The 25,960-nt window shown below is 71.9% G+C and carries 16 protein-coding genes; 5 read left to right on the top strand and 11 right to left on the bottom strand.

The window, feature by feature from the left end:
* Positions 1 to 6 precede the first annotated feature (6 nt).
* The 11 genes from G8A07_RS06655 to G8A07_RS06605 all read right to left on the bottom strand — a co-directional run bounded on the left by G8A07_RS06655 (position 7) and on the right by G8A07_RS06605 (position 17,423).
* Positions 7 to 3,096, bottom strand: a complete 3,090-nt coding sequence (locus tag G8A07_RS06655) for an efflux RND transporter permease subunit (protein ID WP_195797635.1) — start codon at positions 3,094 to 3,096, stop codon at positions 7 to 9.
* Entirely contained in the window at positions 3,096 to 4,214 is a 1,119-nt protein-coding gene (locus tag G8A07_RS06650; protein ID WP_195796277.1) for an efflux RND transporter periplasmic adaptor subunit, read from the bottom strand. The genes G8A07_RS06655 and G8A07_RS06650 overlap by 1 nt, the downstream gene beginning before the upstream one ends.
* Positions 4,215 to 4,219: 5 nt before the next feature.
* Entirely contained in the window at positions 4,220 to 5,638 is a 1,419-nt protein-coding gene (locus tag G8A07_RS06645; RefSeq protein ID WP_249937251.1) for an efflux transporter outer membrane subunit, read from the bottom strand.
* On the bottom strand, positions 5,638 to 6,324 hold the full coding sequence (locus G8A07_RS06640; RefSeq protein ID WP_195796276.1) for a CerR family C-terminal domain-containing protein: 687 nt from the start codon (positions 6,322 to 6,324) through the stop codon (positions 5,638 to 5,640). The genes G8A07_RS06645 and G8A07_RS06640 overlap by 1 nt, the downstream gene beginning before the upstream one ends.
* A gap of 100 nt (positions 6,325 to 6,424) precedes the next feature.
* On the bottom strand, positions 6,425 to 7,411 hold the full coding sequence (locus tag G8A07_RS06635; protein ID WP_249937250.1) for a GGDEF domain-containing protein: 987 nt from the start codon (positions 7,409 to 7,411) through the stop codon (positions 6,425 to 6,427).
* A 162-nt stretch (positions 7,412 to 7,573) separates the two neighbouring features.
* Positions 7,574 to 13,471 carry an Hpt domain-containing protein gene (locus tag G8A07_RS06630; protein ID WP_249937249.1) on the bottom strand — a complete coding sequence of 1,966 codons (5,898 nt, stop codon included), beginning with the start codon at positions 13,469 to 13,471 and terminating at the stop codon, positions 7,574 to 7,576.
* A 38-nt stretch (positions 13,472 to 13,509) separates the two neighbouring features.
* Positions 13,510 to 15,780: a methyl-accepting chemotaxis protein gene (locus G8A07_RS06625; RefSeq protein ID WP_195796274.1), complete on the bottom strand. Its 2,271-nt coding sequence runs from the start codon at positions 15,778 to 15,780 to the stop codon at positions 13,510 to 13,512.
* Between the two features lie 78 nt (positions 15,781 to 15,858).
* Positions 15,859 to 16,392 (bottom strand): chemotaxis protein CheW, encoded by a 534-nt coding sequence (locus tag G8A07_RS06620; protein WP_195796273.1) that lies wholly within the window; start codon positions 16,390 to 16,392, stop codon positions 15,859 to 15,861.
* A gap of 7 nt (positions 16,393 to 16,399) precedes the next feature.
* Entirely contained in the window at positions 16,400 to 16,765 is a 366-nt protein-coding gene (locus tag G8A07_RS06615; RefSeq protein ID WP_195796272.1) for a PleD family two-component system response regulator, read from the bottom strand.
* A gap of 50 nt (positions 16,766 to 16,815) precedes the next feature.
* On the bottom strand, positions 16,816 to 17,229 hold the full coding sequence (locus G8A07_RS06610; RefSeq protein WP_305798640.1) for a PleD family two-component system response regulator: 414 nt from the start codon (positions 17,227 to 17,229) through the stop codon (positions 16,816 to 16,818).
* Between the two features lie 41 nt (positions 17,230 to 17,270).
* The gene (locus G8A07_RS06605) at positions 17,271 to 17,423 is read right to left on the bottom strand and encodes a rubredoxin (RefSeq protein ID WP_195796271.1); all 153 of its coding nucleotides are present in this window, start codon (positions 17,421 to 17,423) and stop codon (positions 17,271 to 17,273) included.
* Positions 17,424 to 17,610: 187 nt separating this feature from the next.
* Here G8A07_RS06605 and G8A07_RS06600 point away from each other — a divergent pair, with 187 nt between their 5' ends.
* The 5 genes from G8A07_RS06600 to G8A07_RS06580 all read left to right on the top strand — a co-directional run bounded on the left by G8A07_RS06600 (position 17,611) and on the right by G8A07_RS06580 (position 25,915).
* Positions 17,611 to 18,570, top strand: a complete 960-nt coding sequence (locus tag G8A07_RS06600; protein WP_249937248.1) for a bifunctional hydroxymethylpyrimidine kinase/phosphomethylpyrimidine kinase — start codon at positions 17,611 to 17,613, stop codon at positions 18,568 to 18,570.
* Between the two features lie 58 nt (positions 18,571 to 18,628).
* Positions 18,629 to 19,915: a glutamate-1-semialdehyde 2,1-aminomutase gene (gene hemL / locus G8A07_RS06595; RefSeq protein ID WP_195796270.1), complete on the top strand. Its 1,287-nt coding sequence runs from the start codon at positions 18,629 to 18,631 to the stop codon at positions 19,913 to 19,915.
* 135 nt (positions 19,916 to 20,050) lie between these two features.
* Positions 20,051 to 20,707, top strand: coding sequence for an HAD family phosphatase (locus G8A07_RS06590; RefSeq protein ID WP_195796269.1), 657 nt, complete (start codon positions 20,051 to 20,053; stop codon positions 20,705 to 20,707).
* Between the two features lie 2 nt (positions 20,708 to 20,709).
* Positions 20,710 to 22,080, top strand: coding sequence for a UDP-N-acetylmuramate:L-alanyl-gamma-D-glutamyl-meso-diaminopimelate ligase (gene mpl / locus G8A07_RS06585; protein ID WP_195796268.1), 1,371 nt, complete (start codon positions 20,710 to 20,712; stop codon positions 22,078 to 22,080).
* Between the two features lie 67 nt (positions 22,081 to 22,147).
* Positions 22,148 to 25,915: an AAA family ATPase gene (locus G8A07_RS06580; protein ID WP_195796267.1), complete on the top strand. Its 3,768-nt coding sequence runs from the start codon at positions 22,148 to 22,150 to the stop codon at positions 25,913 to 25,915.
* Positions 25,916 to 25,960: the final 45 nt, after the last annotated feature.

Genomic DNA, 25,960 nt, shown 5'->3' with positions numbered 1-25,960 from the left:
CTCGGATCAGTCGGCCATCGCCCCACCGGTCTCGGCTCGATGGCTCTGGCGGCGGCGCGGGCGCAGTTTCTGCACCAGATCGTCCACATAGGTGAAGACGATGGGGATCACCAGCAGGCTCAGGAAGGTCGAGGTGATCAGGCCGCCGATCACGACGATGGCCATCGGCGCGCGGAAGCTCGGGTCGACGCCGATGCCCATCGCGATCGGCAGCATGCCGGCACCCATCGCGATGGTCGTCATCACGATCGGCCGCGCGCGCTTGTGGCAGGCGTCGAGGATGGCCTCGAAGCGCGCCAGGCCATGGTCGCGGCGCGCGATGATCACGTAGTCGACCAGCAGGATCGAGTTCTTGGTCGCGATGCCCATCAGCATGATCAGGCCGATCATCGAGGGCATCGACAGCGCGGTATGGGTGATGAACAGCGCGAAGAAGGCGCCCGGGATCGACAGCACCAGGGCCGCCAGGATGGTGATCGGCTGCACGAAGTCCTTGAACAGCAGCACCAGCACGATGTAGATGCACAGCACGCCGGTCAGCATCGCCAGGCCGAAACTGGAGAACAGCTCGGCCATCGCCTCGGCATCGCCGATCGAGGTCTGGATCACGCCGGGCGGCAGGTTCTGCAGGCTGGGCAGGGCCAGGGCCAGCTTCTCCACCTCGCCCAGCGGCTGCTGGTTCAGCTCGATCTCGAAGTTGACGTTGCGCAGCCGGTCGTAGCGGTCGATCTGGGCCGGGCCGCTGTCGATCGACAGGGTCGCGACATTGGACAGCGGCACCGGGCCATGGGCGCCCGGCACCGGCAGGCGCGACAGGTAGTCCAGGTCGGCGCGCGCGCTGGCGGGCAGCTTGACGACCACCGGCACCTGGCGCTGCGCCAGGTTCAGCTTGGGCAGGTCCTGGTCGTAGTCGCCAGCGGTGGCGATGCGCAGCGTGTCGGCGATCGCCGCGGCGCTGACGCCCAGGTCGGCGGCGCGCGCGAAGTCGGGCCGCACGATCAGCTCGGGCCGGGTCAGGCTGGCGGTCGAGGTGACCGCGCCGATGCCCGGGATCGAGCGCAGCTCGCGCTCCACCTGCTGCGCATGCTCGGCCAGCACGCGGCCGTCCTCGCCGGCCAGCACCAGCACGTACTTCTCGCTGGAGCCGCCGAACCCGACCTTGATGCGCGCGCCGGGGATCGCGGTCAGCGCCTCGCGCAGCTCGGTCTCGATCGCCTGCTTGCTCAAGCCGGGCCGGTCGCTGCGATGCGTCAGGTTCAGGGTCAGCGTGGCCTTGCGCACCTCCGGTGCGCTGCCCAGCGCGAAGGGGTCGGAGCCCGCCGCGCCGCCGCCGATCGCGGTGTAGATCAGCTTCACATGCTTATTGGCCTGCACGATCGCGCCGGCCGCCTCGGCCGCCGCCGCGGTCTGCTTGAAGGTGCTGCCCGGTGGCAGGGTGATGTTGACCTGGGTCTGGCTCAGATCGTCCGGCGGAATGAAGCCGGTTGGCAGGAAGCCCGCCAGCACGATCGAGCCGACCGTGAAGGCGCCCGTGGCCAGCAGGGTCTTGATGCGGTGCTGCAGGCACCAGCGCGCCCAGCCGGTATAGCGCACCAGCCAGCGCGGCTCATGCTCGGGGCCTTTGGGCGGCTTCAGGATGTAGGCCGCCATCATCGGCGTCAGCATGCGCGCGACGACCAGCGAGAAGAACACCGCGATCGCCGCAGTCCAGCCGAACTGCACGAAGAACTTGCCCGGCACGCCGCTCATGAAGGCGGTCGGCAGGAACACCGCAATCAGGGTGAAGGTGGTGGCGATCACCGCCAGGCCGATCTCGTCGGCCGCCTCCATCGCCGCCTGGTAAGGGCTCTTGCCCATGCGCAGGTGGCGCATGATGTTCTCGATCTCGACGATCGCGTCGTCCACCAGGATGCCCACCACCAGCGACAGCGACAGCAGGGTCACGATATTGACCGTGAAGCCCAGCAGGTACATCGCGATGAAGGTCGGGATCGCCGACAGCGGCAGCGCGGTCGCCGCCACCAGGGTGGCGCGCCAGTCGCGCAGGAAGAACCACACCACGATGACGGCCAGGAAGGCGCCCTCGTAGAGCAGGTACATCGAGCCGTCGTAGTTCTCCTGCACCGGGTCGACGAAGTTGAAGGCCTCGGTGATCTCGATCTCCGGATGCTCGGTGCGCAGCTGCTCCAGCGCGGCCTTCACGCCCTGGGCCACCTCCACCTCGCCGGCGCCGCGCGTGCGCGTGATCTCGAAGCCGACCACCGGCTTGCCGTTCAGCAGCGCCGCCGAGCGCTGCTCGGCCACCGTGTCGCTGACCGTGGCCACCTGGTCCAGGCGCAGGCGCCGACCGTCGGTCAGCGCGATGTCCATCGCCGCCAGCTCCTGCGCGGTCTGCACGGTCGCGATCGTGCGCACCGACTGCTCGCTCCCGCCGATGTCGGCGCGGCCGCCCGAGGCCTCCTGCTGGATCTGGCGCAGCTGGCGCGAGATGTCGGCCGCGGTGGTGTTCAGCGCCAGCAGCTTGGCCGGGTCCAGCTCGACCCGCACCTCGCGCGTCACGCCGCCGACGCGGCCCACCGCGCCGACGCCACGCACCGCCAGCATGCGCTTGGCGACCTGGTTGTCGACGAACCAGGACAGGGCCTCGTCATCCATACGGCCCGAGGCCACCGTGTAGGTCAGGATCGGCGAACCGCTGAGCTCCAGCTTGGTGACGATCGGGTCACGCAGGTCGCCGGGCATGTCGGAGCGCACCCGCGAGACCGCGGCGCGCACATCGTCCACCGCCTCCTGGGTCGGCTTCTCCAGGCGGAACTCCACCGTCACGGTGACGACGCCGTCCTGGATCGTCGTGTAGATATGCTTGAGCCCCTGCAGGGTCGCGATCTGGTTCTCCAGCTTGCGCGCCACCTGGGATTCCAGCTGGGCCGGCGAGGCGCCGGGCAGCGCCGCGGTGACCGTGATCGTCGGCAGGTCGATGTCCGGAAAGTTCTGGATCTTCATCCAGCGAAAGCCCATCAGCCCCGCCAGGGTCAGCATGATGAACAGCAGGATGGACGGGGTCGGGTTGCGGATCGACCAGGACGAGACGTTCATCATGGCTTGCTTCCCCCGACCACCTGAACCAGGTCGCCATCGGTCAGGAAACCGACGCCGCTGGCCACCACCTGGGCACCGGCGTCCAGGCCCGCGAGCAGCTCGATGCGCTCGCCGATCCGGCGGCCGGTCGTCACCTTCGCCTGCTGCACCTTGCCGCCCTGCCCGATCTTGAACACATAGCTGAAGCCGTCGCGCGGCTGGACCGCGGTCTGCGGCAGGCTCAGCACCTTGCCGCTGCCCAGCAGGATCTCGCCGCGCACGAAACTGCCGGCGCGCAGGCCGGCATCCGCCGGCAGGTCCACATAGACCAGGCCGTTGCGCGTCGCCGCGTCCACCGTGGGCGCCACCATGCGCAGGGTGCCGCGCGCCTTGGTCGGCTGCGGGCCCGGCACCTCGACCTGCACCGCCTGGCCGGGCTTCAGCCGCGCCAGCTCGGAGGCCGGCACCTCGGCGCGCCATTCGAGCCGGTTGCCGCGGATCAGGCGGAACAGCTCCTGGCCCTGCACCACCGCGCCCACCGTCGCGGCGCGGGCCGAGATCACGCCATCGTCCGGCGCCATGATGCGGGTCTGGGCCAGGCGCAGCTCGTCGCTGCGGACCTTGGCCTGGGCCGCATCGAAGCGGGCCTTGGCGGTCTGCTCGCCGGTCAGGTATTGCTGCAGCTGCTGCGCGCTGAGGGCGCCGCTGCCGCCGGACTGCAGCGCGCGGGCGCGCTCGGCGTCCAGCTTGGCGGCCTCCAGATTGGCCTGCGCCTCGGCGGCAGCGGCGCGGCTCTGCGCCAATTCGGAAAGCACCGTGTCGCGGGACAGCTGGGCCAGCAGCTGGCCGCGCTTGACCCGGTCGCCGACATTGACCAGCACCTGCGACAGGCGCAGGCCCGAGATCTCGGCGCCCACCACCGCCTCCTGCCAGGCCGCGACCGAGCCGCTGGCGCTCAGCGCCTGCGGCCAGTCCTGCGCCTCGGCCGCGACCAGCTTGACGCTCAGCGCCGGCCGCGCCTTCGCGGCGGGAGCGGCCTTCTTCTTGGCGTCATCGTCGGCGGCCAGCGCCAGCGTGCTCACGACGCCCGCCACGGCCATCACCACCATCAGCTTGCTCTTGATCTGCATCGTCATCGCTCTCATTCGTCCCGATTCGCCACACCGACCTGCCAACCGCCGCCGCTGGCCTTGTAAAGCGCCACCCAGGCGCTCTGGCGCTCGCGCTGCACCTGCACCAGGCTGGCCTGCGCGTTCAGCGCCAGCCGGCGCGATTCCTCCAGCTCGGCGGCGCCGGCCAGGCCGCGCTGCCAGCGCGCCTGGGTGGCATTGAAGGACTCGTCGTAGCCCCGCGCGCTGGCGAGCGCATGGCCCTCGCGCGCCTCGGCCGCATCGAGCCGCACCAGCGCCTGCTCGACCTCGCGCACCGCCGCCAGCAGCTGCGCCTTGTGGCCGGCCAGCGCCTCCTCGTAGCGCGCCTGGGCCGCATCCACATTGGCGCGGCGCAGGCCGCCGTCGAGCAGCGGCAGGCTCAGGGTCGGGCCGAAGGACCAGCCCTCGCCGTCGTCGCGCAGGCCGCCGGCGCGCAGCGCGCCGCGCGAGATCGAACCGGCGAGGCGCAGCTGCGGATAGCGCTCGGCCTCGGCGGCGCCGCGCTCTGCCCAGGCGGCCAGCACCTGGCGCTCGCTGGCGGCCAGGTCGGGTCGCTGCGCCAGCAGCGCGGCCGGCAGCACAGGTACCGCGAAGCGCGCGCTCTGCGGCAGGCGCGCACGCCCCTCGGCCAGGCGCTGGCGCAGCGCCGGCTCGTCCAGCACGGTCAGCGCCACCAGGCTCTTGATCTCGATATCGCAGTCGGCGCGCTGGGCCAGCGCACGGCTCGCCGCATCGGCGGCCGCGGCCTGCAGCAGCGCGGCCGCCGCCGGCGCCTCCAGGCCGACCTTGGTCTTGTCCTGCGCATAGCCGGCGATGCGGGTCAGCGCCTGGCCGTCGCGCTCGATGATGTCGACCAGGCGCTCGCAGCTGCGCAGGCTCAGATAGCTCTGCGCCACCTCGGCCGCCAGGCTGATCTTGGCCTGGTGCCAGTCCAGGCCCGAGGCCACCGCGCGCTCGCTGGCGGCCTGCGACTGCAGGCGCACGCGCGAGAACAGGTCCAGCTCCCAGCTGGCGTCCAGGCCCAGGCTGGCGATGCTGCGCGGCCCCTCGCTGCTGGGCACCGCGGCGCGCGAGCGCGTGGCCGCGCCGTTGGCCGTCAGCTGCGGCAGACCGGCGCTGCCGGCACCGGCGGCCGAAGCGCGGGCCTGGGCGATGCGTGCCACCGCCTGCTGCAGGCCCGGGTTGGCGCTCTCGGCCGCGCGGATCAGCGCGTCCAGCAGCGGGTCGTCGAACTGGGCCCACCATTCGCGCAGCCGCGCCTCGCTGCCCCCATGCGGCAGCGGTGCCTGCCAGGCGGCGGGTTGCGGCAGTTCGGGCCGGGGTGTCGGCGTTAGCGCGCAGCCGGCCAGCAGCAGCGCGGGCAGCAGGGCCAGGCCGGCCCGGCGCGATCGGAGCATCTTCTTGATCATCAGGGCAGGACGGCGGTCGATGGTGTGGAGGTGACGGGGGCGGCGTCGCGCCGGCGCAGCGCGGTCTCGCGCTCGACCAGGGCCTCGCCATAGGCAACCAGGCGCTCCAGCACCCGCTCGTAGGCGCCGGGCCCGCGCGCGACACCGGGCGCCAGCGACTCCATGAAGTCGGCCGACATCCAGTAGTCATGCGCCATCGCGGTCAGCGCATGGGCCAGCTGCTGCAGGCCCATGTCGGCCTCGGCGGCACCGCAGCGCTGGCGCAGCATCTCGATCAGGGCCTGATGCTGGGGCGCGATATGGGTGCTGCACAGCTCGTCGTAGGCGGCGCTGGGTTCCATCATCTCGCGGCCCATCAGGCGCATCAGATGGGCCAGGTCGGAATCGGCCATGCGCAGCGGCAGCAGCAGCGCGCCGTAGAAATCGCACAGCCAGTCGCGCAGCGGCCGGACGGCATCCGGCGCCGGCAGATGGGCCAGCACCTCCAGCATCGGCTGGATCAGGGCCTCGCGGTACAGGCCCTGCTTGTCACCGAAGTAGTAATGGATCGAGGCGATGTTGACGCCGGCGGCCTGGCAGATCTCGCGCGTGCTGGCCTTGTCGTAGCCCTTGGTGGCAAAGATGCGGGTGGCCTCGCGCAACATGCGTTCGCGCGCGCCGGGCAAAGGAATCTCGGGAGCAAGCATCGGCGCATGCTACCCAATTCAATCAAGCGCTTGATTAATATTCCCTGAAGACCTACGGGCATTCCCCCAGCCCGACCGGCCCCGCGCCTCGCGCCGCCGGCTAGAACAGCTCGACCGCGCTCAGCTGCGCCGTTTCCTTCATCTGCCCCAGCGCCACCAGCTCGGCATGGCTCTGCACCTGGTTCCGGCCATGAGCCTTGGCGTGGTAGACGGCGCGGTCGGCGCGCTCGAAGGCGCCGGCCGGCGCGTCGTCGGCGCGCACCTCGCTGAAGCCGACGCTGACCGTGATGCGTCCGACCTGCGGGAACTGGTAATGCTCGCAGTTGCGGCGCAGGCGCTCAAAGGCATGGGCCGCATCCTCCTCGTCCTCGCAGCGCATCAGCACGACAAACTCCTCGCCGCCGAAGCGGTACAGCAGGTCGTGGAAGCGGAAGCTGTTGCGCATCAGGCGCGACAGCAGCAGCAGCACCTCGTCGCCGATCAGGTGGCCGAAGCGGTCGTTGACCGACTTGAAATGATCGATGTCGATCACGCCCAGCCAGTAGCGCGGGCGCTCCGCTTCATGGCGGCGATCCTCGGCGCTCGGGCAGTCGTGATGGTGCGGCGCACCCAGGTCGCCGACCGCCTTCAGGAAGCTCTCGTCGAAGGTCTTGCGGTTCAGGAGCCCGGTCAGCGTGTCGCGCTCGCTGTAGTCCAAGAGGCCCTGGAAGTTGTGATAGATGCGCAGGATGCTGCCGACCATGCGCTGCGCCGAGGGCTTGAGCTTGTCGGTCGAGCTGACCTCCAGCACGCCCACCACCTCGCGTTCGGTGGCCAGAGGGAACAGGGTCAGCCAGGCGCCATCGGCGCATTGGCGCTGCAGCACATGGCGCTCGCGCATGCATTCGAGCCGCTCCGGATGGGCCTGCAGCGCGGGCAGGCGGCCCGGCTCGGTCCAGAAGGAATCGGCGGTGGCGACGACCTCGTCGCCGGAGAGGCGCGCGCGCGTCAGCCAGCGTTCCTGGCCGGCATCGCCGACGATGCGGAAGATCGCCACCGACAGCGGCTCCAGCAGGTCCCGCAGGGCCGAAACCAGGGTGACGTCCATGACGTCGCGGTCCCTGAACCCGGTCAGTTCCGCGAGATGCTCAACGACTTCAGACATAAAGCCCGGCTACAACACGCCCGCGGCGCCCGCGAAGGGGCGCCGTGGACGAGGTTCGTGAGGGCCCGGGGCGGTGCTGCGTGCGTGCCGGGCGCGGCCAGATCGCTATGCCTGGCCGGCCGCGACTTGTGGTGCCGAAGTGTATCTGCCAATCAGGTCCAGCAGTAGCTCTTCGTCATAGGGCTTGCCCAGGTAATGCTCGACGCCCAGCTCCAGCGCATAGTCGCGGTGCTTCTGGGCGATCCGCGAGGTGATCATGATCACCGGCAATTCGGCCAGGCGACTGTCGGCCCGCATATTGCGCACCAGATCGAAGCCGTCCATGCGCGGCATCTCGATGTCGGACAGCACCACCGCCGGCAGCTCGTCGCCGGAGAGCTTCTCCATCGCGTCCATGCCGTCCTTGGCCAGCAGCACGCGATAGCCCTCGCGGTCCAGCATGCGCTGGGTGACGCGGCGCACGGTCAGCGAATCGTCGACCACCATCACCAGCGGCGCCAGCACCTCCGGCGCGTCGACCGGCGAGGTCGCCTCGGCCAGCGCGGCCTGCTGCGCATGGGTCTGCGCGGCCGCACCGTACCAGTGCATCAGCGCGACCGGGTTGTAGATCAGCGCCACGTCGCCGGAGGCCAGCAGGCTGATGCCGGCCAGGCCCGGCACGCCGCTGAGCTGCGGGCCGAGGTTCTTGATCACCACTTCCTGGTTGCCCAGCACCTCGTCCACATGCAGGGCCAGGCGCTGGTGCGCGCTCTTGACCAGCAGTATCGGCAGGCTGCGCCCGGCCAGCACGCCGCGGCCGCTGTGGTTCATCAGGCCGCCCAGCCAGTAGAAGGGCAGCTGCGCATCGCCGACGGTCAGCGCACCCTCGGCATAGGCGCGCTCCACCCGCTCCAGCGGCATGCGCAGCACCGATTCCATCAGGCTGGCCGGCACGGCCACCTGGTGGTCGCCATAGCGCAGCACCACGATCTGGGTCAGCGCGGTGGTCAGCGGCACGTGCAGCGCAAAACCGGCGCCCTGCCCGGGCGTCGACTGGATGTCGATATAGCCGCCCAGGGTGTTGACCTCGGAGCGCACCACGTCCATGCCGACGCCGCGGCCGGCCAGCTCGGTCACCTGGCTGGCGGTCGAGAAGCCCGGCGCGAAGATCAGCTCCATCAGCTCGTCGTCGCTGGCCGGCGCGCCCTGGGCGATCAGGCCCAGCATCTCGCCGCGCTCGCGGATGCGCGGCAGGTTCAGGCCGGCGCCATCGTCGCTGAAGGACAGCAGCACCTCGTTGCCCTCCTGCGCCAGACGCAGGGTGATCGTGCCGACCTCCGGCTTGCCGGCGGCGACGCGCGCCTCCGGCGCCTCGATGCCATGGCTGACGCTGTTGCGCAGCAGATGCTCGAAGGCGCCGGTCAGGCGCTCCAGCATGCTGCGGTCCAGTTCCACATGGCCGCCGACGATGTTCAGCTGGGCCTGCTTGCCGGCCTCGCGCGCCGCCTGCCGCACCACGCGGTGCAGGCGCTCGGCCAGGCTGGTGTCGAACTCGACCATGCGGGTGCGCAGCAGGTCGTCCTGCAGCTCGCGCGTCAGACGCGATTGCGCGGCCAGCTCGTCTTCACCGAGCTGCACATTGCGCTGCAGCGAGCGCTGCACCGTCGCCACGTCGCCGACCGATTCGGCCAGCATGCGGGTCAGCTCCTGGAAGCGGGTGTAGCGGTCGAACTCCAGCGGATCGAAGTCGCGGCCGGACTTCTTCGCGGCCTCCTGCTGCGAGCCCAGCTGGGCCTCGGCCTGCAGTTCCAGCTCGCGCAGCTGGTTGCGCAGGCGGTCCAGGTTGTCGTCCAGGTCGAGCAGCGCCGTCTTCATCTGCGACAGCTCGGAATCCAGACGCGCGCGCCGGATGCTGACCTCGCCGGCCTGGGTGGCCATGCGCTCCAGCACATTGCCGCGCACCCGCACCAGGGTCGCGCCGGCCGGGCCGGCCATCGGCTCCTCGCTGGGCAGCAGCGCCGCCGCGCCCGGCTGGGCGAAGCGCTCCCAGTCGATCTGCGGGCCGACAGCCGCCGCGACGGGCGCGGCCGGCTCGGCCTCGGGGGCCAGGTCTTGCTCGACGGGCAGCTCGGCCACCGCCACCGGCTCGGGCAGCGGCGTCTCGGCCACCGGCTCGGCGGGGGCGGCCTTCAGGCGCTGGCGCAGCGCCTCGAAACCGGCCTCCAGCGCATCGCTCTGGTCCTGCAGGCCGCGCAGATCGGCGCCCTGCAGTTCGTCCTGCGCCAGCAGGCGCTCGACCGCCGACTCCAGCTCATGGGCCTGCTCGCCCAGGCGCATCGCGCCGGACAGGCGGGCTCCGCCCTTGAAGGTGTGCAGCGCGCGCATCGTCGCGCCGGCGCGGCCGCGGTCCTGCGGCGTGCTCAGCCAGTCGCGCAGGCTGGCATGCAGCTGCTCGAGCAGGTCGCGCGCCTCTTCCTCGAAGATCGGGAACAGCTCGGCATCGATCTGGTCCGGCGTGCCGGGAGCGACGTTGTCGTCCTGCGCCGCCAGTTCGGCGCGCGCATCGAACTCGGACTGCGGCCGCGCAGGCGGCTCGACCGGCAGTGGCGCCGCGGGCGGCGGCGCGTCGTCCCCATCCTCGTCTTCACCCACCTCGGCCGCCAGATCGCGCGGATCCAGCGGCTGGTAGGCCTGCAGCCCGGCCAGCAGCCCGGCGTCGACCTGCTTCAGGAAACCGGCCGCGAACTGGTGCAGCAGGCGCCGCAGGTCCTCGGCGGCGTTGACGAAGAGCTGCGCGTCCTGCTCGCTGTAGCGGCCGGCCTGGGCGGCACGGCCGAGCGCATGCTCGAGCTCGCGCGCCAGCGCGGACAGATCCTCGAAACCGACGGTCGCGGCATTGCCGGCCAGCGCATGGGCATGGGCCTCGGCATTCGGTGGCACCGGCACGGCCAGCTCCACCGCCCATTCGGCCAGCGCGGTCGAGAGGCGGCGCGACAGCTCGTCGGCCTCGTTCAGGAAGATGTTGAACAGCGTGATGCTGATGCGCAGCGGGCCGATGACCTTGATGCCCTCCTCGCTGTCGGCCGGCTCGTCGTCCGGCAGCGGCTCGGGTTCGGGCGCGCTGACCAGCGCCAGCACCGGCGCGGCGGGGGCCGCGGGCGGCTCCGGCGGCAGCGGTGCGGCGGGCGGCGCCTCGGGCTCGCCAAGGTCCAGCCGGAACTCGAACTCCGGCAGCTCGACGAACTCGGCCTGCGCGCCGGGCGCGGCCGGCGGCGGCTGCAGGTCCAGCACCAGGGGCAGCTCGCCCAGCAGCGGCAGCTCGTCCGGCAGCGGCTGCGCCAGCACCGGCTCGCCCTCCAATGGCAGCGGCTCGGTCGGCAGGATCGAGACCGGCTCGTCCAGCGCAACCTCGGGCAGCGCCAAGAGCTCGGCCGGCTCGACCACCTCGACCAGTTCCGGCTGCGCGAATTCAGTAACCTCGACCACCTCGATCGCTGGCGGCTCCGGCAGCTCGACCAGCGCCGCCTGCGGCGTCTCGACCGGCCAGTCCAGCGGCAGCACACGGCCTTCCAGTCGCAGCGCATCGGCGCTGCGGCGCAGGCCCTCGGGCTGGTGCGGGCCGGCGCGCTGTTCGGCGATCGCGCTGCACCAGTCGGCCAGATAGTCCAGCGCCTCATGGCTGAAGGCCAGCAGCGCCGGGTCGGCGCCGGTCTGGGCGCCGAGGCGCTCGTTGTAGAGCTGCTCGCAGGCCCAGGCGCCCTCGCCGAAGGCGCTCAGGCCCACCATGCGCGAGCTGCCCTTCAGGGTGTGGAAGGCGCGCCGCACCGTGGTCAGCTGCTCGACGTCCTGCGAATGCTGCTCCAGCTCGGCCAGCGCGTCGCGCGCGGTGCCGATCACCTCGGTCGCTTCCTCCAGGAAGATCGGCAGCATGTCCTCGTCGAGCACCGGCTCGACGGCGGGCACCAGCACCGGTGCCTGGACCGGCGCACGCGCTTCCAGGAATTCGTTCAGCGACTGCGCGGCCTGCTCGGCCGGCTGGGCCTCGTCGAGCAGGGCCTTGGCCTGCTGCGCGGCCTGGGCCAGGCCGGGCTCGTCGGCGGCGCGGGCCTGCAGCGACAGGCGCTCCAGATCGCGCGCCAGCTCCTCGGTGGGGCGCTCGCCCTCGGCCGCGGCCTGGGCGGCGGCCTGCACCTGGCTCAGCAGGCTCGGCTCTTCCGCCTCGGCGGCGTGCAGCTCGCTGTCCAGCGGCGGCAGGCTGACCGCATCGCTGCGCCGGCCCATCACCGGGGCCAGCAGGCCGCTGTTCTCGTCGAAGCGGAACATGCGCTTGGCCAGGGCCGGCTGCACGCTCAGCATGTCGATCATGAAACCGAGTGCGCCCAGATTGGTGGCCAGGCGCTCGAACAGCTCGCGCGGGCCGGGCAGGCTCGGGTCGACCTCGGTATTGCCCAGCTCGTCGATCTCGTCGCGCATGCGCAGCGCGGCCTGGGCCGCCTGCGGCAGGCCCAGCACGGTCAGCACGCCGCGCATCGCCTGCAGCTGACCCGGCACCGGGATCAGCACCTGGCGCTGGCTGGGGTCGCGGAAATACTGGTCGGTCAGGCGCTCGACCTCGGACAGGCTGGCGCGCAGCTCGTGCACGACGCTGCCCAGGGTCTGGCGGTCCGAAACGCGGCGGTACAGGTCCTCCATCCAGGCCTCGAGCGGCGCCGGCGCCTCGCCATGCGCCACCGCCTCGACGCGGCCGGCCAGATCGCGCACCCGCTCGGCCTGTTCGGGCTGGTCGAAGGCGGCATCGTCGAGCGCGGCCTCCACATACAGCAGGCAGGTCGCGACCTCCATCGCCAGGTCCGCCTTGGGCGGCTGGCCCGAGCGCAGGGTCGCGACGACCGCGCGCTGCAGGGTCTCGCCCAGCACCTCGCCGCTGGGGAACAGGCGCGCCAGCGATTCGGCCAGGCCGGCGAACTGCTCGTCCAGGCCGGCCAGGCGATGCGTCTCGCCCTCGGCCGCCGAGGACCAGCTGTCCTTGGCCAGGCCGACGCGGCGCTTCGCCTGCGCGACCCAGGCCGGGTCGATACGGCCCAGCGAATCGTCCTCGTAATCGCCGGCGCCCTCGTCGGCGAAGGCATAGGCGCGGCGCACCGCGCTCAGGCGCGGCGCCTCGCCGGCCACCGGCGGACGGGCCTGGGCGCAGAAGAACAGCAGATCCTGGGCCAGGCGCTGCGACACCGAGCCGCCGGCGCGCAGCTGCGACAGCAGGCGCGAGCCCAGGCGCTTGGCATAGGTGTCGCTGCGCAGCAGGCCCTGGGCCTGAGCCTGGAACTGCGCCGCGGCCAGTTGCCACAGGCAGCGCGCCTGCGGCTCGTCCAGGCCCGCGGCCAGGCCGGCGCACAGCTCGCTGAGCAGGCCGGCATGCTCGGCGCCGGGCTGGCGCATCTGCTTGAGCAGCGCAGCCTCGAAGGCCCCGCGCGTCGCCTCGGCGGACAGCGGGCGCACCGCGGCCTCGCGCGGCAGCTCGCGCCAGGCGAATTCGACCGGCCACAGGTCGGCCGGGTGGATGCGCTCGGCGCCGTTCAGCGCCTGCAGCTCGCGATAGGCCGGGAACAGCGCCAGGCCGGAGGTCTTGTTGCCGGCCAGCAGCTTGGCGACGAAGGACAGCAGCGCGAAATCGGCGCGCTCGATGATCTCGATCGTCGCCAGGTCGATGTTCTGCGGCGCTTGCGCCAGGCGCAGCACCGCGGCCTCGGCCGCGCGCAGCACCGCGGTGCCGCTGGGCAGGCCGACCAGGGTCAGCACGCCGGCCACCTGGTGCAGCTGGGCCGCGGCGGCGGTCAGCGGCGCATTGACCGCGCCGGGCTGCAGCTCGCCGGCCAGGGTGGCCAGCGAGGAGGCGCGGTTGTCGCCGTCGCGCAGGAAGCGCCGCAGCGTCTTGTGGACCGACTCCAGCGAGCGGCGCAGCTCCTCCTGGACCCAGGCCAGGGGGCTCAGGTCGTCGGGGAACTCCGAATCGCGTGGCAGGTCCATCCTCGAATCCATGCTTGCTGCCATGAGGGCCATCCGGCTCAGGAAACCTTGAAGCGCGTCACCGACGCGCGCAGCGCCTCGGCCGAGCGCGACAGCTCATGCACCATCTGGGCGGTCGAGCGCGTGCCCTCCGAGGTCTGTTCGGTCACCGCAAAGATGTGCTGGATATTGGAGGCCACCTCGTTGGCGGCGCGCGCTTCCGACAGGGCCTGGGCCGAGATCTGCGCGATCAGCTGGTCCAGACGGCGCGACACCTTGTCGATCTCCTCCAGCGCGGAACCGGCCGCATCGGACAGCTTGGTACCCTGCACCACGCCGACCGTCGAGCGCTCCATCGCGGCCACCGCATCCTGGGTGTCGGTCTGAATCGTCTTGACCAGGGCCGCAATGCGGCGCGTCGCGTCGCCGGAGCGTTCCGCCAGGCGCTGCACCTCTTCCGCCACCACCGAGAAGCCGCGGCCCGCCTCGCCGGCCGAGGCGGCCTGGATCGCGGCGTTCAGCGCCAGCACATTGGTCTGTTCGGTAATGTCCGAGATCAGCTCGGTGATCTCGCCGATTTCCTGCGAGCTTTCGCCCAGGCGCTTGATGCGCTTGGAGGTCTCCTGGATCGACTCGCGGATCGAGTTCATGCCGCCGATATTGTTCAGCACCGCCTGACGGCCGGTCTCGGCCGCTTCGCGCGAGATGCGCGCGACCTCGGCGGTCTGCTGCGCCTGGGCCGACACCTCGTTGATGCGGCCGGCCATCTGCAGCACCGCCTCGCCGGTGGCGCGGATCTCGTGCAGCTGCTCGGTCGAGGCGGCCAGCAGCTCGGTCGAGGTCTGGTCCACCAGGCCGGTGGTCTCGGTCACGCGACCGGCGGTGTTCTGCACCTGGCCGACCAGGCTGCGCAGCTCCTCCACCGTGTAGTTCACCGAGTCGGCGATCGCGCCGGTGATGTCCTCGGTCACGGTGGCCTGCTGGGTCAGATCGCCCTCGGCGACCGACTGCAGCTCGTTCATCAGGCGCAGAATCGCGGCCTGGTTGGCGTCGTTGACGCGCTTGGCTTCCTTCTGCTCGGCCTCAGCCTCAAGCTTCTTAGCCTCGGCCTGCAGCGCACGCTGTTTCTGCGCCGACACATACAGGAGGAGCAAGCCGAGCGCGCCGACCACCAGCGCGGCCAGCGAGGCCAGCATCAGGCCGATCAGCCACCAGCTCGCGCCGCCGGAGGCTTCCAGCTCGGCCGCGATCTGTTCCAGCTGGCGCCGCATCGGCTCGGAATCGGCCAGGATCGAGGTCTGCGCCTCGCGCGCCGAGACCAGACCCTGCAGGTTCGACAGGATGGCCGCGGCCTGGGTGCGCGTCTCCTCGTACTGCTTCAGCAGCACGGTGATGCGCTCGCGCAGCTGGGGGTCGCGCGCGCCGGGCAGGCGCAGCTCCGGGTTGCCCTTCAACAGGCCCTCGGCGATCTCCTTGAAGGTGTTCAGGTCCTTGCCGAGCAGGAACACGGCCTCGGGGCTGACGCCCTCCTGGGTCAGGAATTCGTTGGCGCTCTTGCCGATGCGCTGGGTCAGCATCACCAGCTGGCCCACCGCGGAGATCTCGCCCAGCGAGGAGCCCTGCTGCAGCGCCAGCGAGGACACGGCCTCGGCGCTTTCCAGCAGGTCCGAGCTCTGGCGGTTGATGCTGCGCAGCGCCTGGCCCACCTGGGTCAGCACCTTCTCCTGCGCCAGCACGGTCTTGCCGTTCTTGTCGGCCTTGGCGATCAGCGGCTCGACCTGGTCCAGCCCGCTCTGCACCGCGGCGATGCCGGCGGCACCCTCGCGCAGCTCGGGCGGCAGCGCGTTCAGCACCGCCACCGACTCGCGCAGCTCGGCGAAGGCGCCGGCATTGCCCACCAGCGCGGCGGACACCGATTTCGCGAGACGCTGCGATTGCATCAGCGCCTGGCCGGTGGAGCGCACCTGGGCCGCGCTCTTGTTCGCGCCGACCAGCACCAGGCCGACCGTAGCCATGGAGCCCAGCAGACCCAACCCCACCAGCACGAAGAGCACCAGCTGACGTCGGCTCTTGTCAGCCGGCTCGACCGGCGGCGTCAACTGGCTCTCGGCCGCGACGGTGCTGGCCGGGAAGGCGCTGCCGGTCTCGGAGAATTCGGCCGCGGCCAACTCGGTCGGCACGGCCTCGGAGATGATGGAAGACTCGTGCCGCGGCGTGTCGCTCAGCGGCCCCGGCACGCTCAGCGGCATCGCCGCCGATGGGGTGGCCGCGCCGGTCCCGGTTGCGCCGTCGTTCTTGCCCAGGTTCTTGATCTTGTCCAGGAAGCTCATCTCACCCTCTTGTCGTTTGGCTGCCGCGGGCCGCTGTCATGCGTCACCGGCTTGTGGCCGGGGCGGTCTTGTTGATCGTCAAGCCACTATGCGCAGGAACTGCTCATGCCTGGCCAGGGCCTCCAGATCCAGCGCCTGCCAGCGCCGGCCCTCCCCATCGCGCCACAGCCCGCCGGCAAACTTCGGCCGGGATCCGGTGTCGCTCGCGCCGCCCTCCAGCGGCTGCAGCTGCTCGTCGCCGCGCAAGCCCAACAGCTTGTCGACCAGCAGCGCGCAGTTGATGTTCAGATCGGGGTTGACCGTCACCAGCCGCGCGCCCTCGCCGCGCGGTGCGGCACCCGCCTCGCGCAGGCCGAGGAAGGCCGCCAGGTCCACCACCGTGTGCAGGCCGCCGCGCAGGTTCGCCACGCCCAGCAGCCAGGGTTTGGCATAGGGCACGGGCTTCAGCGGCACCGGCGTGAAGATCTCGCTGGACTGGCGCAGCGGAAATAGCAGCGGCGCGCCGCCGGCCTCGACGGCCAGCCAGCTCGCGGTCTGCGGCTGCTCGCGCGCCGCCTGCATGCGCTGCGCGAGACGTTGCTGAAGTTCGCGCAGGGCTTGCTTATTGCTCATGGAGCGGTCAGCCCAAGGCCTTGATCTTGGCCAGCAACTCCTCGGCCTTGACCGGTTTCACCACATAGTCGCGCGCGCCCTGGCGCAGGCCCCAGACCCGATCGGTCTCCTGGCCCTTGCTGGTGCACATGATCACCGGCACGTCGGTGAAGCGTTCGTCGCGGGTGATCGAGCGGGTCAGCTGGAAGCCGTTCTGGCCCGGCATCACCACGTCCATCAGGATCAGGTCGGGCTTTTCCTCTTCCAGGCGCTTCAGCGCCTCCTCGCCGTTCTCGGCGGTGCGCACCTGATAGCCGCGCTTGACCAGGATCTCGCTCAGATGGTGCAGCTCGGTCTTGGAATCGTCGACCAGCAAAATATTTCGGATGGGCATCTCGTGCTCCTCGCTGTGCCTCTTGAAGGGCATCCCTGGGATGTGTCGGCTCAGGCGCCGCGGCGATGCTGCTGCACGGCCTGCAACAGCTGGTCCTTGGTGAAGGGCTTGGTCAGGTAGTCCTGCGAGCCCACCATGCGGCCGCGCGCCTTGTCGAACAGGCCGTCCTTGGAGGACAGCATGATCACCGGCAGCGCGGCGAACTGAGGGTTGCGCTTGATGATGGCGCAGGTCTGGTAGCCGTCCAGGCGCGGCATCAGGATGTCGCAGAACACCAGATCGGGCTGGTAGTCGCTGAGCTTGGCCAACGCATCGAAGCCGTCCTCGGCCAGCACCACCTCGTGGCCCGCCTGCTTGAGGAAGATCTCGGCACTGCGGCGTATCGTGTTGCTGTCATCAATGACCAGTACCTTGGCGGCCACCGCCGGGCTGGTGCTGGAACCTTCCGAAGCCTGCAGATCCAAAGGGATTCTCCTCAGGGGGATTGGGCGCTAAAGCCTTGACCTCAGATGCGCACCATCTCGAAATCTTCCTTGCGCGCGCCGCATTCGGGGCAGGTCCAGTTCATGTCCACGTCCTCCCAGCGCGTGCCGGGGGCAATGCCATGTTCGGGATCGCCGGTGGCCTCGTCATAAATCCAGCCACAGATCAGGCACATCCAAGTACTTGCTTCGGTCACGGTGGAGTCGCTTGCTCACTACAATGAGCGAAGATTGTAGCCAGCCCCGCTTGCGCCCCCTGGGCGAAAGTAGGCACAGATGCAACAGCCAATTCCAGGCATTAGCGGTGCTTAGTCACGCATTGTTTGGGTCCTGGGTAACAGGATCTTTCATTCTCTCCTGACCATGAGCACAGCCGATTTTCCCCAAGACCCGCTCCAGGGCGAACAGGAAGAAGCGCCGGCCCCGGCCTGCGTGATGAGCTTCAACGCCAGCGAGCCCAGCGGCGCCGCGGGCCTGGCCGGCGACGTCGCGACCATCGCCGCGATGGGCGCGCATGCCCTGCCGGTCGTCACCGGCGTGCTGCTGCGCGACACCGCCGAGGTGTTCGACCAGCATGTGCTGGACAGCGACACGGTGGTCGAGCAGGCGCGCTCGATCCTGGAGGACGTGACGATCACCGCCTGGAAGGTCGGTTTCCTGGGCAGCGCCGAGGGCGTCAGCGCGGTGGCCGAGATCCTCAGCGACTATCCCGAAATCCCGCTGGTCGCCTACCTGCCGGCGATCTCCTGGCTGGACGAGGAGCAGCAGCAGAGCTATCTGGACGCCTTCCGAGAGCTGATCCTGCCGCAGACCCTGATCCTGGTCGGCAACCACAAGACCCTGACCGATTTCCTGCTGCCCGACTGGGACGCCGACCGCCCGGCCTCGCCGCGCGAGCTGGCGGTCGCCGCCGGCCAGCATGGCGCCGAGCATGTGCTGGTGACCGGCATCAACCTGCCCAACCAGTTCATCGACAACGTGCTGGCCAATGCCCAGGGCCCGATCACCGGCGAGAAGTTCGAGCGCTTCGAGGTCAGCTTCGTCGGCGCCGGCGACACCCTGTCGGCCGCGCTGGCCGCGCTGCTGGCGGTCGGCGCCGAGGTGCACAGCGCCGTCGGCGAGGCCCTGTCCTTCCTGGACCAGTCGCTCGACGCGGGCTTCCGCCCCGGCATGGGCAATGTGGTGCCGGACCGCTTCTTCTGGGCCCTGCCGCCCGCCGACGAGGAAGGCGAGGACGGCGAGCCGCTGCTGCCCGGCGAGCTCGACGAGGCCCCGGCCGAGGAGCCGGCCGCGCCCAGCCGCCCGCCGCGCCGCATGCACTGACCACCCCGCTTCCCCTCGGCCCCGCCCCTGGGCCGCCCGTCCCTTGCGCAGTTTCCCGATGAGTACCAACCAAGACCTGTTCGAGCGCTCGCAGCGCGTCATCCCCGGCGGCGTCAACTCTCCCGTGCGCGCCTTCCGCGCCGTCGGCGGCACGCCGCGCTTCATCAAGCGCGGCGAGGGCGCCTACATCATCGACGCCGAGGGCAAGCGCTACATCGACTACATCGGCTCCTGGGGCCCGATGATCCTGGGCCATGGCCACCCGGCCGTGCTGGAGGCGGTGACCGCCGCGGCGCGCGAGGGCTTCTCCTTCGGCGCGCCGACCGAGCGCGAGCTGGAGCTGGCCGAGGAGATCCTGAAGCTGGTGCCGGCGATCGAGCAGGTGCGCCTGGTCAGCTCCGGCACCGAGGCGACGATGAGCGCGATCCGGCTGGCGCGCGGCGCCACCGGCCGCCCCAAGTTCATCAAGTTCGAGGGCTGCTACCACGGCCATACCGACGCCCTGCTGGTCAAGGCGGGGTCGGGTCTTGCCACCTTCGGCCACCCGACCAGCGCCGGCGTCACGCCCGGCGCCGCACAGGACACCGTGGTGCTGGAGTACAACAACGTCGCCCAGCTGGAGGAGGCCTTCGCCCAGCATGGGCCCGAGCTGGCCTGCGTGATCGTCGAGCCGATCGCCGGCAACATGAACTTCGTGCGCGCCAGCCTGCCCTTCATGACGGCGCTGCGCGAGCTGTGCACCAAGCATGGCGCGCTGCTGATCTTCGACGAGGTGATGACCGGCTTCCGTGTCGGCCTGGCCAGCGCCCAGGGCCATTACGCGACGCTGATCCCCGGCTTCAAGCCCGACATCAGCGTGTTCGGCAAGGTGATCGGCGGCGGCATGCCGCTGGCCGCCTTCGGCGCCAGCCGCGACATCATGAAGCACCTGGCCCCGCTGGGCGGCGTCTACCAGGCCGGCACCCTGTCCGGCAACCCGGTCGCCACCGCCTGCGGCCTGGCCACCCTGCGCGAGATCCAGAAGCCCGGCTTCTTCGAGGAGCTGTCGGCCAAGACCAAGCGCCTGGTCGACGGGCTGGCGGGCATCGCGCGCGACAACGGCGTGCCCTTCAGTGTCGACAGCGAGGGCGGCATGTTCGGCTTCTTCCTGCTGCCGGAGCTGCCGCAGAACTACACCCAGGTGATGACGACCGACAAGGAGCGCTTCAACCGCTTCTTCCACGGCATGCTGGACGCCGGCGTCTACCTCGCACCCGCGCTCTACGAGGCCGGCTTCGTCAGCGCCGCGCACAGCGAGGCCGACATCGCCGCCACCCTGGCCGCCGCCCGCACCGCGCTGAAATGAACCCACCCCCTACCGGCTGCGCCGGCCCCCTCAAGGGGGCGCGCCCGCAGGCCCGGCAAAGCCGGATCCTCGGACGCCGCTCGACTCGATCCGTTGCAGGCGCTGCCGGCGCCGCGAAGCGATAAGGCGACGGCAATGAGTGCAGTGACACGCCGCTACGAGGCGGTGATCTTCGACATGGACGGCCTGCTGATCGACTCCGAGCGGCCGATCCGCGATGCCTGGCTGCGCCTGGAGGCCCGCCTGACCGAGGCGGACTACCTGCAGACAGTGGGCCGCAGCCGGCCCGACAGCCTGGCCGTGCTGGCCGCCAAGCTGGGCTCCGAGGCCCGCGCGCTGGCGCTCTACGAGCAGGTCGACGCCGAGCTGACCGAGCGCTTCGGCACCGCCGGCTTCCCGCTCAAGCCCGGCGCGCTGGCCCTGCTGCAGGCGCTGCGCGCGCGCGGCGTGCCGCTGGCCGTGGCCTCCTCGACCCGCCACGCCAAGGTGCTGGAGCGGCTCGGCGCGGCCGGCCTGATCGACTTCTTCGGCCCCATCCATGGCGGCGACCAGGTCGCGCGCGGCAAGCCGCACCCCGACCTGTTCGAGCTGGCCGCCCAAAGCCTTGGCATCGATCCTGCGAGGGCCCTGGTGTTCGAGGACTCCAGCTATGGCGCGCGCGGCGCGCTGGCGGCCGGCGCCGGCGTCGTGCTGGTGCCCGACCTGAAGGCGCCCGATCCCGAGATCGCGCCGCAGTGCCTGGTGCTGGCGTCTCTGGACGAAGCACCGGCCCATCTACCGAACTGGTTCTGACCATGCATATCCACATCCTCGGCATCTGCGGCACCTTCATGGGCGGCCTGGCCGCGCTGGCGCGCGAGGCCGGCCACCGGGTCACCGGCTGCGACGCCAATGTCTACCCGCCGATGTCCACCCAGTTGGAACAGCTGGGCATCGAGCTGATCCAGGGCTTCGGCGCCGAGCAGCTCGCGCTCAAGCCCGATCTGTTCGTGATCGGCAATGTCGTGACCCGCTCCAGCGACGGCCGCTTCCCGCTGATGGAGGCCATCCTCGACGCCGGCCTGCCCTACACCAGCGGCCCGCAGTTCCTGGCCGAGCAGGTGCTGCAGGGCCGCCATGTGCTGGCCGTCGCCGGCACCCATGGCAAGACCACGACCACCTCGATGCTGGCCTGGATCCTGGAGCATGCCGGCCTGCAGCCGGGCTTCCTGGTCGGCGGCGTGCCGCAGAACTTCGGCGTCTCGGCACGGCTCGGCGCGGGGAAAGCCTTCGTCATTGAGGCCGACGAGTACGACACCGCCTTCTTCGACAAGCGCAGCAAGTTCGTCCATTACCGGCCGCGCACCGCGATCCTGAACAACCTCGAGCACGACCACGCCGACATCTTCCCGGACCTGGCCGCGATCGAGACCCAGTTCCACCACCTGGTGCGCACCGTGCCGCCCTCGGGCCGTCTGGTCGTCAACGCCCGCGAGGAGGCGCTGCAGCGCGTGCTGGCGCGCGGCTGCTGGAGCGAGGTGCAGCGCTTCGGCGTGCGCAAGGAGGAGCCCGGCGCCCTGCGCGCGCGCGGCGAGCCGCAGGCCTTCGACGTGCTGCGCGGCGCGATGAAGGTGGCGCGGGTCGAATGGGCCCTGCTGGGCGAGCATAACCAGCTCAACGCGCTGGCCGCGATGGCGGCGGCCGAGCATCTGGGCGTGACGCCCGAACAGTCCGCCGCGGCGCTGGCCGAATTCAAGAACGTGCGCCGCCGCCTGGAGCTGCGCGGCGAGGCCGGCGGCATCAAGGTCTACGACGACTTCGCGCACCATCCGACGGCGATCCGCACCACGGTCAACGGCCTGCGCCGCAAGATCGCGCCGGCCGAGCGCATCCTGGCCGTGTTCGAGCCACGCTCCAACACGATGAAGCTGGGCACGATGAAGGCCCAGCTGCCCTGGGCGCTGGAGGAGGCCGACCTGTCCTTCTGCAACCAGGCCGGCCTGGGCTGGGAAGCCAGCGAGGCCCTGGCGCCGATGGGCACGCAGGCCCAGGTCCACGAGGGCGTGGACGCGCTGGTCGCCGCCGTCGTCAAGGCCGCCCGCCCCGGCGACCATGTGCTGTGCATGAGCAACGGCGGCTTCGGCGGCATCCACGAGAAGCTGCTGGCCGCCCTGGCCGCGCGCTGAGCCGCACGATGCCCCGCGGATGAGGGGCTCGCGGGGCCCGGGCCGCAGGGATACTGCGCGCTCCGTGATGAACCCCGCGCGCGCCCTCCCCGTCGAGCCCCCGCGGCTGCTCCTGCTGGGCGGCTGCGAACTGCGCATCGCGGCGCGGGCCGCGCCGCTCGACTTCCCCTATGACAAGGTGCGGCTGCTGCTGGCCCTGCTGGCGCTGGACGCGCGAGCCTGGCCGCGCGAGCGCCTGGCCGAGCTGCTGTGGCCGCAGTCGGAGGCGGCCCAGGCGCGCGCCAATCTGCGCCGCGCGATCTTCGACCTGCGCCACGCCCTCGCCCCGCTGGAGCCGCTCGCGCCGCCGCTGCTGGGCGACAACAAGAAGCAGCTGGCCCTGAACCCGGCGCTGGGCTGGCGCGTCGACGCGCTCGACTTCGCCGCCGCCCCGGCGCCGGACGATCTCGCCGCGCTGGCACAACACCTGACCCTCTACCGCGGCCCGCTGCTGGATGGCCTGGCGCTGGACGGTCTGGCCGCGCTGCAGGACTGGCTGGCGCCGCGGCGCGAGGCCCTGCTGAGCCTGGCCCAGCGCCAGCAGCAAGACCTGGCCCTCGGCCTGGAGCGCGCCGGCCAGACGGCCGAGGCGCTGGCGGCCGCGCGCCGCGGCCTGGACCTCGCGCCCTGGAACGAGGCGCTGCTGCGCTGCTGCATGCGATTGCTGGGGCCGGACCGGAACGCGGCGCTCAACCTGTTCGAGCAGTTCCGCCAGCGCCTGCAGGCCGAGCTGGGCCTGCAGCCCGAGGCCGACAGCCTGGCCCTGGCGCAGCGCCTGCGCGCGGCCCCGCCCGCGGCCAACAATGCCGCGGCGGCCCCGATCGAGCGCCGCCGCGTCGTCGCGCTGGCCTGCGAGCTTGAGGCCGAGGACCCGGCCGCCGACCCCGAGCTGCTCGCGCACCGGCTGCCCGCCCTGCAGGCCGAGCTGAGCGCCGCGCTGCAGGCCCGGGGCGGCTTCGTGCAGCGCGCCGAGGGCGGCGAGCTGCTGGCCTTCTTCGGCCATCCGCGCGCGCAGGAGCAGGCGCCGCGCCAGGCCCTGCTGGCCGCGCTGCAGCTGCGCGAGCTGCTGCGGCAGCGGCAGGAGCCGGCTGCGCCGCGGCTCGGCCTGCATGCCGGCTGGGTCCATGCCGATCCGCGCCAGAGCTCGCCCGACGGTGCCGGCGCGCTGTCGCGCCGCGCGCGCCGCCTGGCCCTGCTGGCCGGGCCGGACGAGATCCGGCTCAGCGCCGAGCTGGCGGCCCAGCTGCCGCCGGACTTCCGCTGCGCGCCGCTGGCCGAGGGCGAGGCCCGGCTGCTGGGGCAGGATGCGGCGACCACACCCGCAGCCGCGCCGATGATCGGGCGCCAGCGCGAGCTGGCGCGGCTGCGGCAGGCCTGGCGCCAGGCCGACGGCCAGGCCCTGCTGGTGCAGGGCGAGCCCGGCCTGGGCAAGACCCGGCTGCTGCAGGCCCTGCTGGAACAGCCCGACCCCCGGGCCGGGTCATGGCTGCAGCTGGCCTGCCAGCCCGAGTTCCAGCACAGCAGCCCCTACCACCCCTGCATCGCCGCGCTGCGCCAGCGCCTGCTCGCGCTGCAGGCATTGCATCGCGAGGACGAGGCCGCGGCGCGCCGGCGCCTGCTGGACGAGGCCGGCCTGGATGCTGCCACCCAGGCCGCGGTGCTGGAACGCCTGCTGCTGCCGCAGCCGCCGACGCAGGGCGCCCCGGGGCGCAGCGGCAGCCGCCAGGAGGACGAGGCACTGTTGTGCGCGCTGCTCGGCCGCCGGGCGGACGGCGGCGCGCTGCGCCTGCTGCTGGTCGAGGACCTGCATTGGGCCGATGCCTCCACCTTGGGCCTGCTGGCCCGGCTGCTGCAGCGCCCCGACCGACCGCGCCTGCTGCTGCTGAGCTCGCGCGAGGCCGCGCCGCCGGCCCTGGCCGACGTCGAGACGCTGCCGCTGGAACCGCTGCCGCCGGCGCCGATGCGCGAGCTGATCACCGGCCTGGGTCTGGAGGATGCCGGCCAGATCGAGGCCCTGCTGCGCCGCGCCGAGGGTGTGCCGCTGTATGCCGAGGAGCTGGCCCGCTCGCTGCGCCAGCATCCCGGCGAGCCGATGCCCGGCCGGCTCTGGGACCTGCTGGCCGCGCGGCTGGACCGGGTCGACCCCGAAGCCCGGCAGCTGGCGCAGGCGGCCGCGGTGATCGGCGCCAGCTTCACGCCGGCCCTGCTGCAGCAGCTGCACACGGCCCCGGCGGCGCGCCTGCAGCGGCGCCTGGGCGAGCTGGAGGCGGCCGGCCTGCTGCAGCGCCAGCCGGGCAGCGGCGATGCCGCGACCGCGCCCTGGCAGTTCCGCCATGCGCTGATGCGCGAGGCCGCCTACCAGTCGCTCTCACCAACGCCGCGCCGCGCGCTGCACCGCCGCCTGGCCGATGCGCTGCTGGGGCCGATGGCCAGCCTCGGCGCCGCGCTGCCGGCCCTGCTGGCGGACCAGCTCAGCGCCGCCGGCGACCGCCTGGCCGCCCATTACTGGCTGCTGGCCGGCCGGCGCGCGGCCACCCTGTCGGCCCCGGCCGAGGCCGCCCATGCGCTGCGCCAGGGCCTGCTCGCGCTGCAGCTGCCGCCGCAGCCGCAGGGGCCGGCGCTGGACGCGCTGGAGCTGCCACTGCAGCTGGCGCTGGGCAATGCGCTGCTGGCCGCCGAGGGCTATGGCAGCGCTGCCGCGCGCCGGGGCTTCGAGCGCGCGCTGGCGCTGGCCGGCGGCGCGGCGGCGCAGGAGGAGGCGCGCTTCCAGGCGCTGTGGGGCCTGTGGCTGGGCAGCCGCAGCGGCGCCGACCGCGACGCGCTGGACCATGCGCGCCATCTGCTGGAGGAGGCGCAGCGCCAGCAGGACCCGGCCGCGGCGGCGCAGGCCGCCTATGCGCTGGGCAACAACAGCTTCTTCCTGGGCCGGCTCGCCGAGGCCGATGCCTGGCTGGAGCGCGCCGCCGCGCAGGCCCGGCCGCTCAACCCCGGCCTGCTGATCGGCCGCTTCGGCGAGCATGGCGGCATCACGGCCGCCGGCCTGCGCGCCTGGGTGCTGGCGCTGCAGGGCCGCGCCGGCGAAGCCGAGCAGCAGGCCGAACGCGCGGTGGCCGCCGCGCGCGATCTGCGCCATGCCCATACCGAGGCCTACACGCTGGCGATGGCCGCGGTGCTGCAGCAGCGCCTGCGCCGGCCGGCCCTGGCGGAGCGCCATGCCGCGGAGCTGCTGAGCTTGGCGGAGACCCATGATCTGGCCTTCTGGCGCGCGGCCGCCCTGCTGGTGCTGGGTTGGGCCCAGGCCGCGCGCGGCGAGGCGCAGGGCCTGGCCTCGATCCAGGGCGCGGTGGCCGTCGCCGCGTTGGCCATGCCCAGCACCGAGGCCACCTTCCTGTCGCTGCTGGCCGACGCGCTGGTGGCGCTGCGGCGGCCGCGGGAGGCGCTGGAGCGCATCGAAGAGGCGCTCGCCAAGGCGCGGCTGCGCCTGGAGCATTACCTGGAGCCGGAACTCTGGCGCCTGCGCGCCCTGGCCTTGATCCAGCTGGGCGCGGGCCGGGCCGAGGTGCGCACCGCCTTCGCGCAGGGCCTGCGCCGCGCCCGCGCGATGGGCGCCGGCCTGCTGCTGCTGCGCGGCCTGAGCAGCCGCCTGCGCTGGCAGCAGGGCGGCGCGGCCGAGCGCGCGCTGCGCGGCCTGCTGCGGCGGCTGCCCGCCGCGGCCGGCCTGGCCGATCACCGGGACGCCTGGCAAGCCCTGACCCCAGGGGTGGGGTTCAACGCTGCGTCAACGCCCGACACCTAGGCTGGCGACCAGCCGCGATCGCGGTCGGACCGGGCGCCCCTCGAC

Source organism: Roseateles sp. DAIF2 (assembly GCF_015624425.1).
Classification (GTDB): domain Bacteria; phylum Pseudomonadota; class Gammaproteobacteria; order Burkholderiales; family Burkholderiaceae_C; genus Kinneretia.
The sequence above is the reverse complement of the archived record's forward strand: the minus strand, read 5'-3'. Positions and strand labels throughout refer to the sequence as shown.

What these genes read in the sequence shown, in the direction of transcription:
- G8A07_RS06635 (WP_249937250.1), bottom strand. Translation starts at nt 7,411, where the DNA reads ATGGACGTCACCCTGGTTTCGGCCCTGCGGGACCTGCTGGAGCCGCTG.
- G8A07_RS06590 (WP_195796269.1), top strand. Translation starts at nt 20,051, where the DNA reads ATGAGTGCAGTGACACGCCGCTACGAGGCGGTGATCTTCGACATGGAC.
- G8A07_RS06625 (WP_195796274.1), bottom strand. Translation starts at nt 15,780, where the DNA reads ATGAGCTTCCTGGACAAGATCAAGAACCTGGGCAAGAACGACGGCGCA.
- mpl (WP_195796268.1), top strand. Translation starts at nt 20,710, where the DNA reads ATGCATATCCACATCCTCGGCATCTGCGGCACCTTCATGGGCGGCCTG.
- G8A07_RS06645 (WP_249937251.1), bottom strand. Translation starts at nt 5,638, where the DNA reads ATGATCAAGAAGATGCTCCGATCGCGCCGGGCCGGCCTGGCCCTGCTG.
- hemL (WP_195796270.1), top strand. Translation starts at nt 18,629, where the DNA reads ATGAGTACCAACCAAGACCTGTTCGAGCGCTCGCAGCGCGTCATCCCC.
- G8A07_RS06580 (WP_195796267.1), top strand. Translation starts at nt 22,148, where the DNA reads ATGAACCCCGCGCGCGCCCTCCCCGTCGAGCCCCCGCGGCTGCTCCTG.
- G8A07_RS06630 (WP_249937249.1), bottom strand. Translation starts at nt 13,471, where the DNA reads ATGGACCTGCCACGCGATTCGGAGTTCCCCGACGACCTGAGCCCCCTG.
- G8A07_RS06620 (WP_195796273.1), bottom strand. Translation starts at nt 16,392, where the DNA reads ATGAGCAATAAGCAAGCCCTGCGCGAACTTCAGCAACGTCTCGCGCAG.
- G8A07_RS06605 (WP_195796271.1), bottom strand. Translation starts at nt 17,423, where the DNA reads ATGTGCCTGATCTGTGGCTGGATTTATGACGAGGCCACCGGCGATCCC.
- G8A07_RS06640 (WP_195796276.1), bottom strand. Translation starts at nt 6,324, where the DNA reads ATGCTTGCTCCCGAGATTCCTTTGCCCGGCGCGCGCGAACGCATGTTG.
- G8A07_RS06600 (WP_249937248.1), top strand. Translation starts at nt 17,611, where the DNA reads ATGAGCACAGCCGATTTTCCCCAAGACCCGCTCCAGGGCGAACAGGAA.
- G8A07_RS06615 (WP_195796272.1), bottom strand. Translation starts at nt 16,765, where the DNA reads ATGCCCATCCGAAATATTTTGCTGGTCGACGATTCCAAGACCGAGCTG.
- G8A07_RS06650 (WP_195796277.1), bottom strand. Translation starts at nt 4,214, where the DNA reads ATGACGATGCAGATCAAGAGCAAGCTGATGGTGGTGATGGCCGTGGCG.
- G8A07_RS06655 (WP_195797635.1), bottom strand. Translation starts at nt 3,096, where the DNA reads ATGAACGTCTCGTCCTGGTCGATCCGCAACCCGACCCCGTCCATCCTG.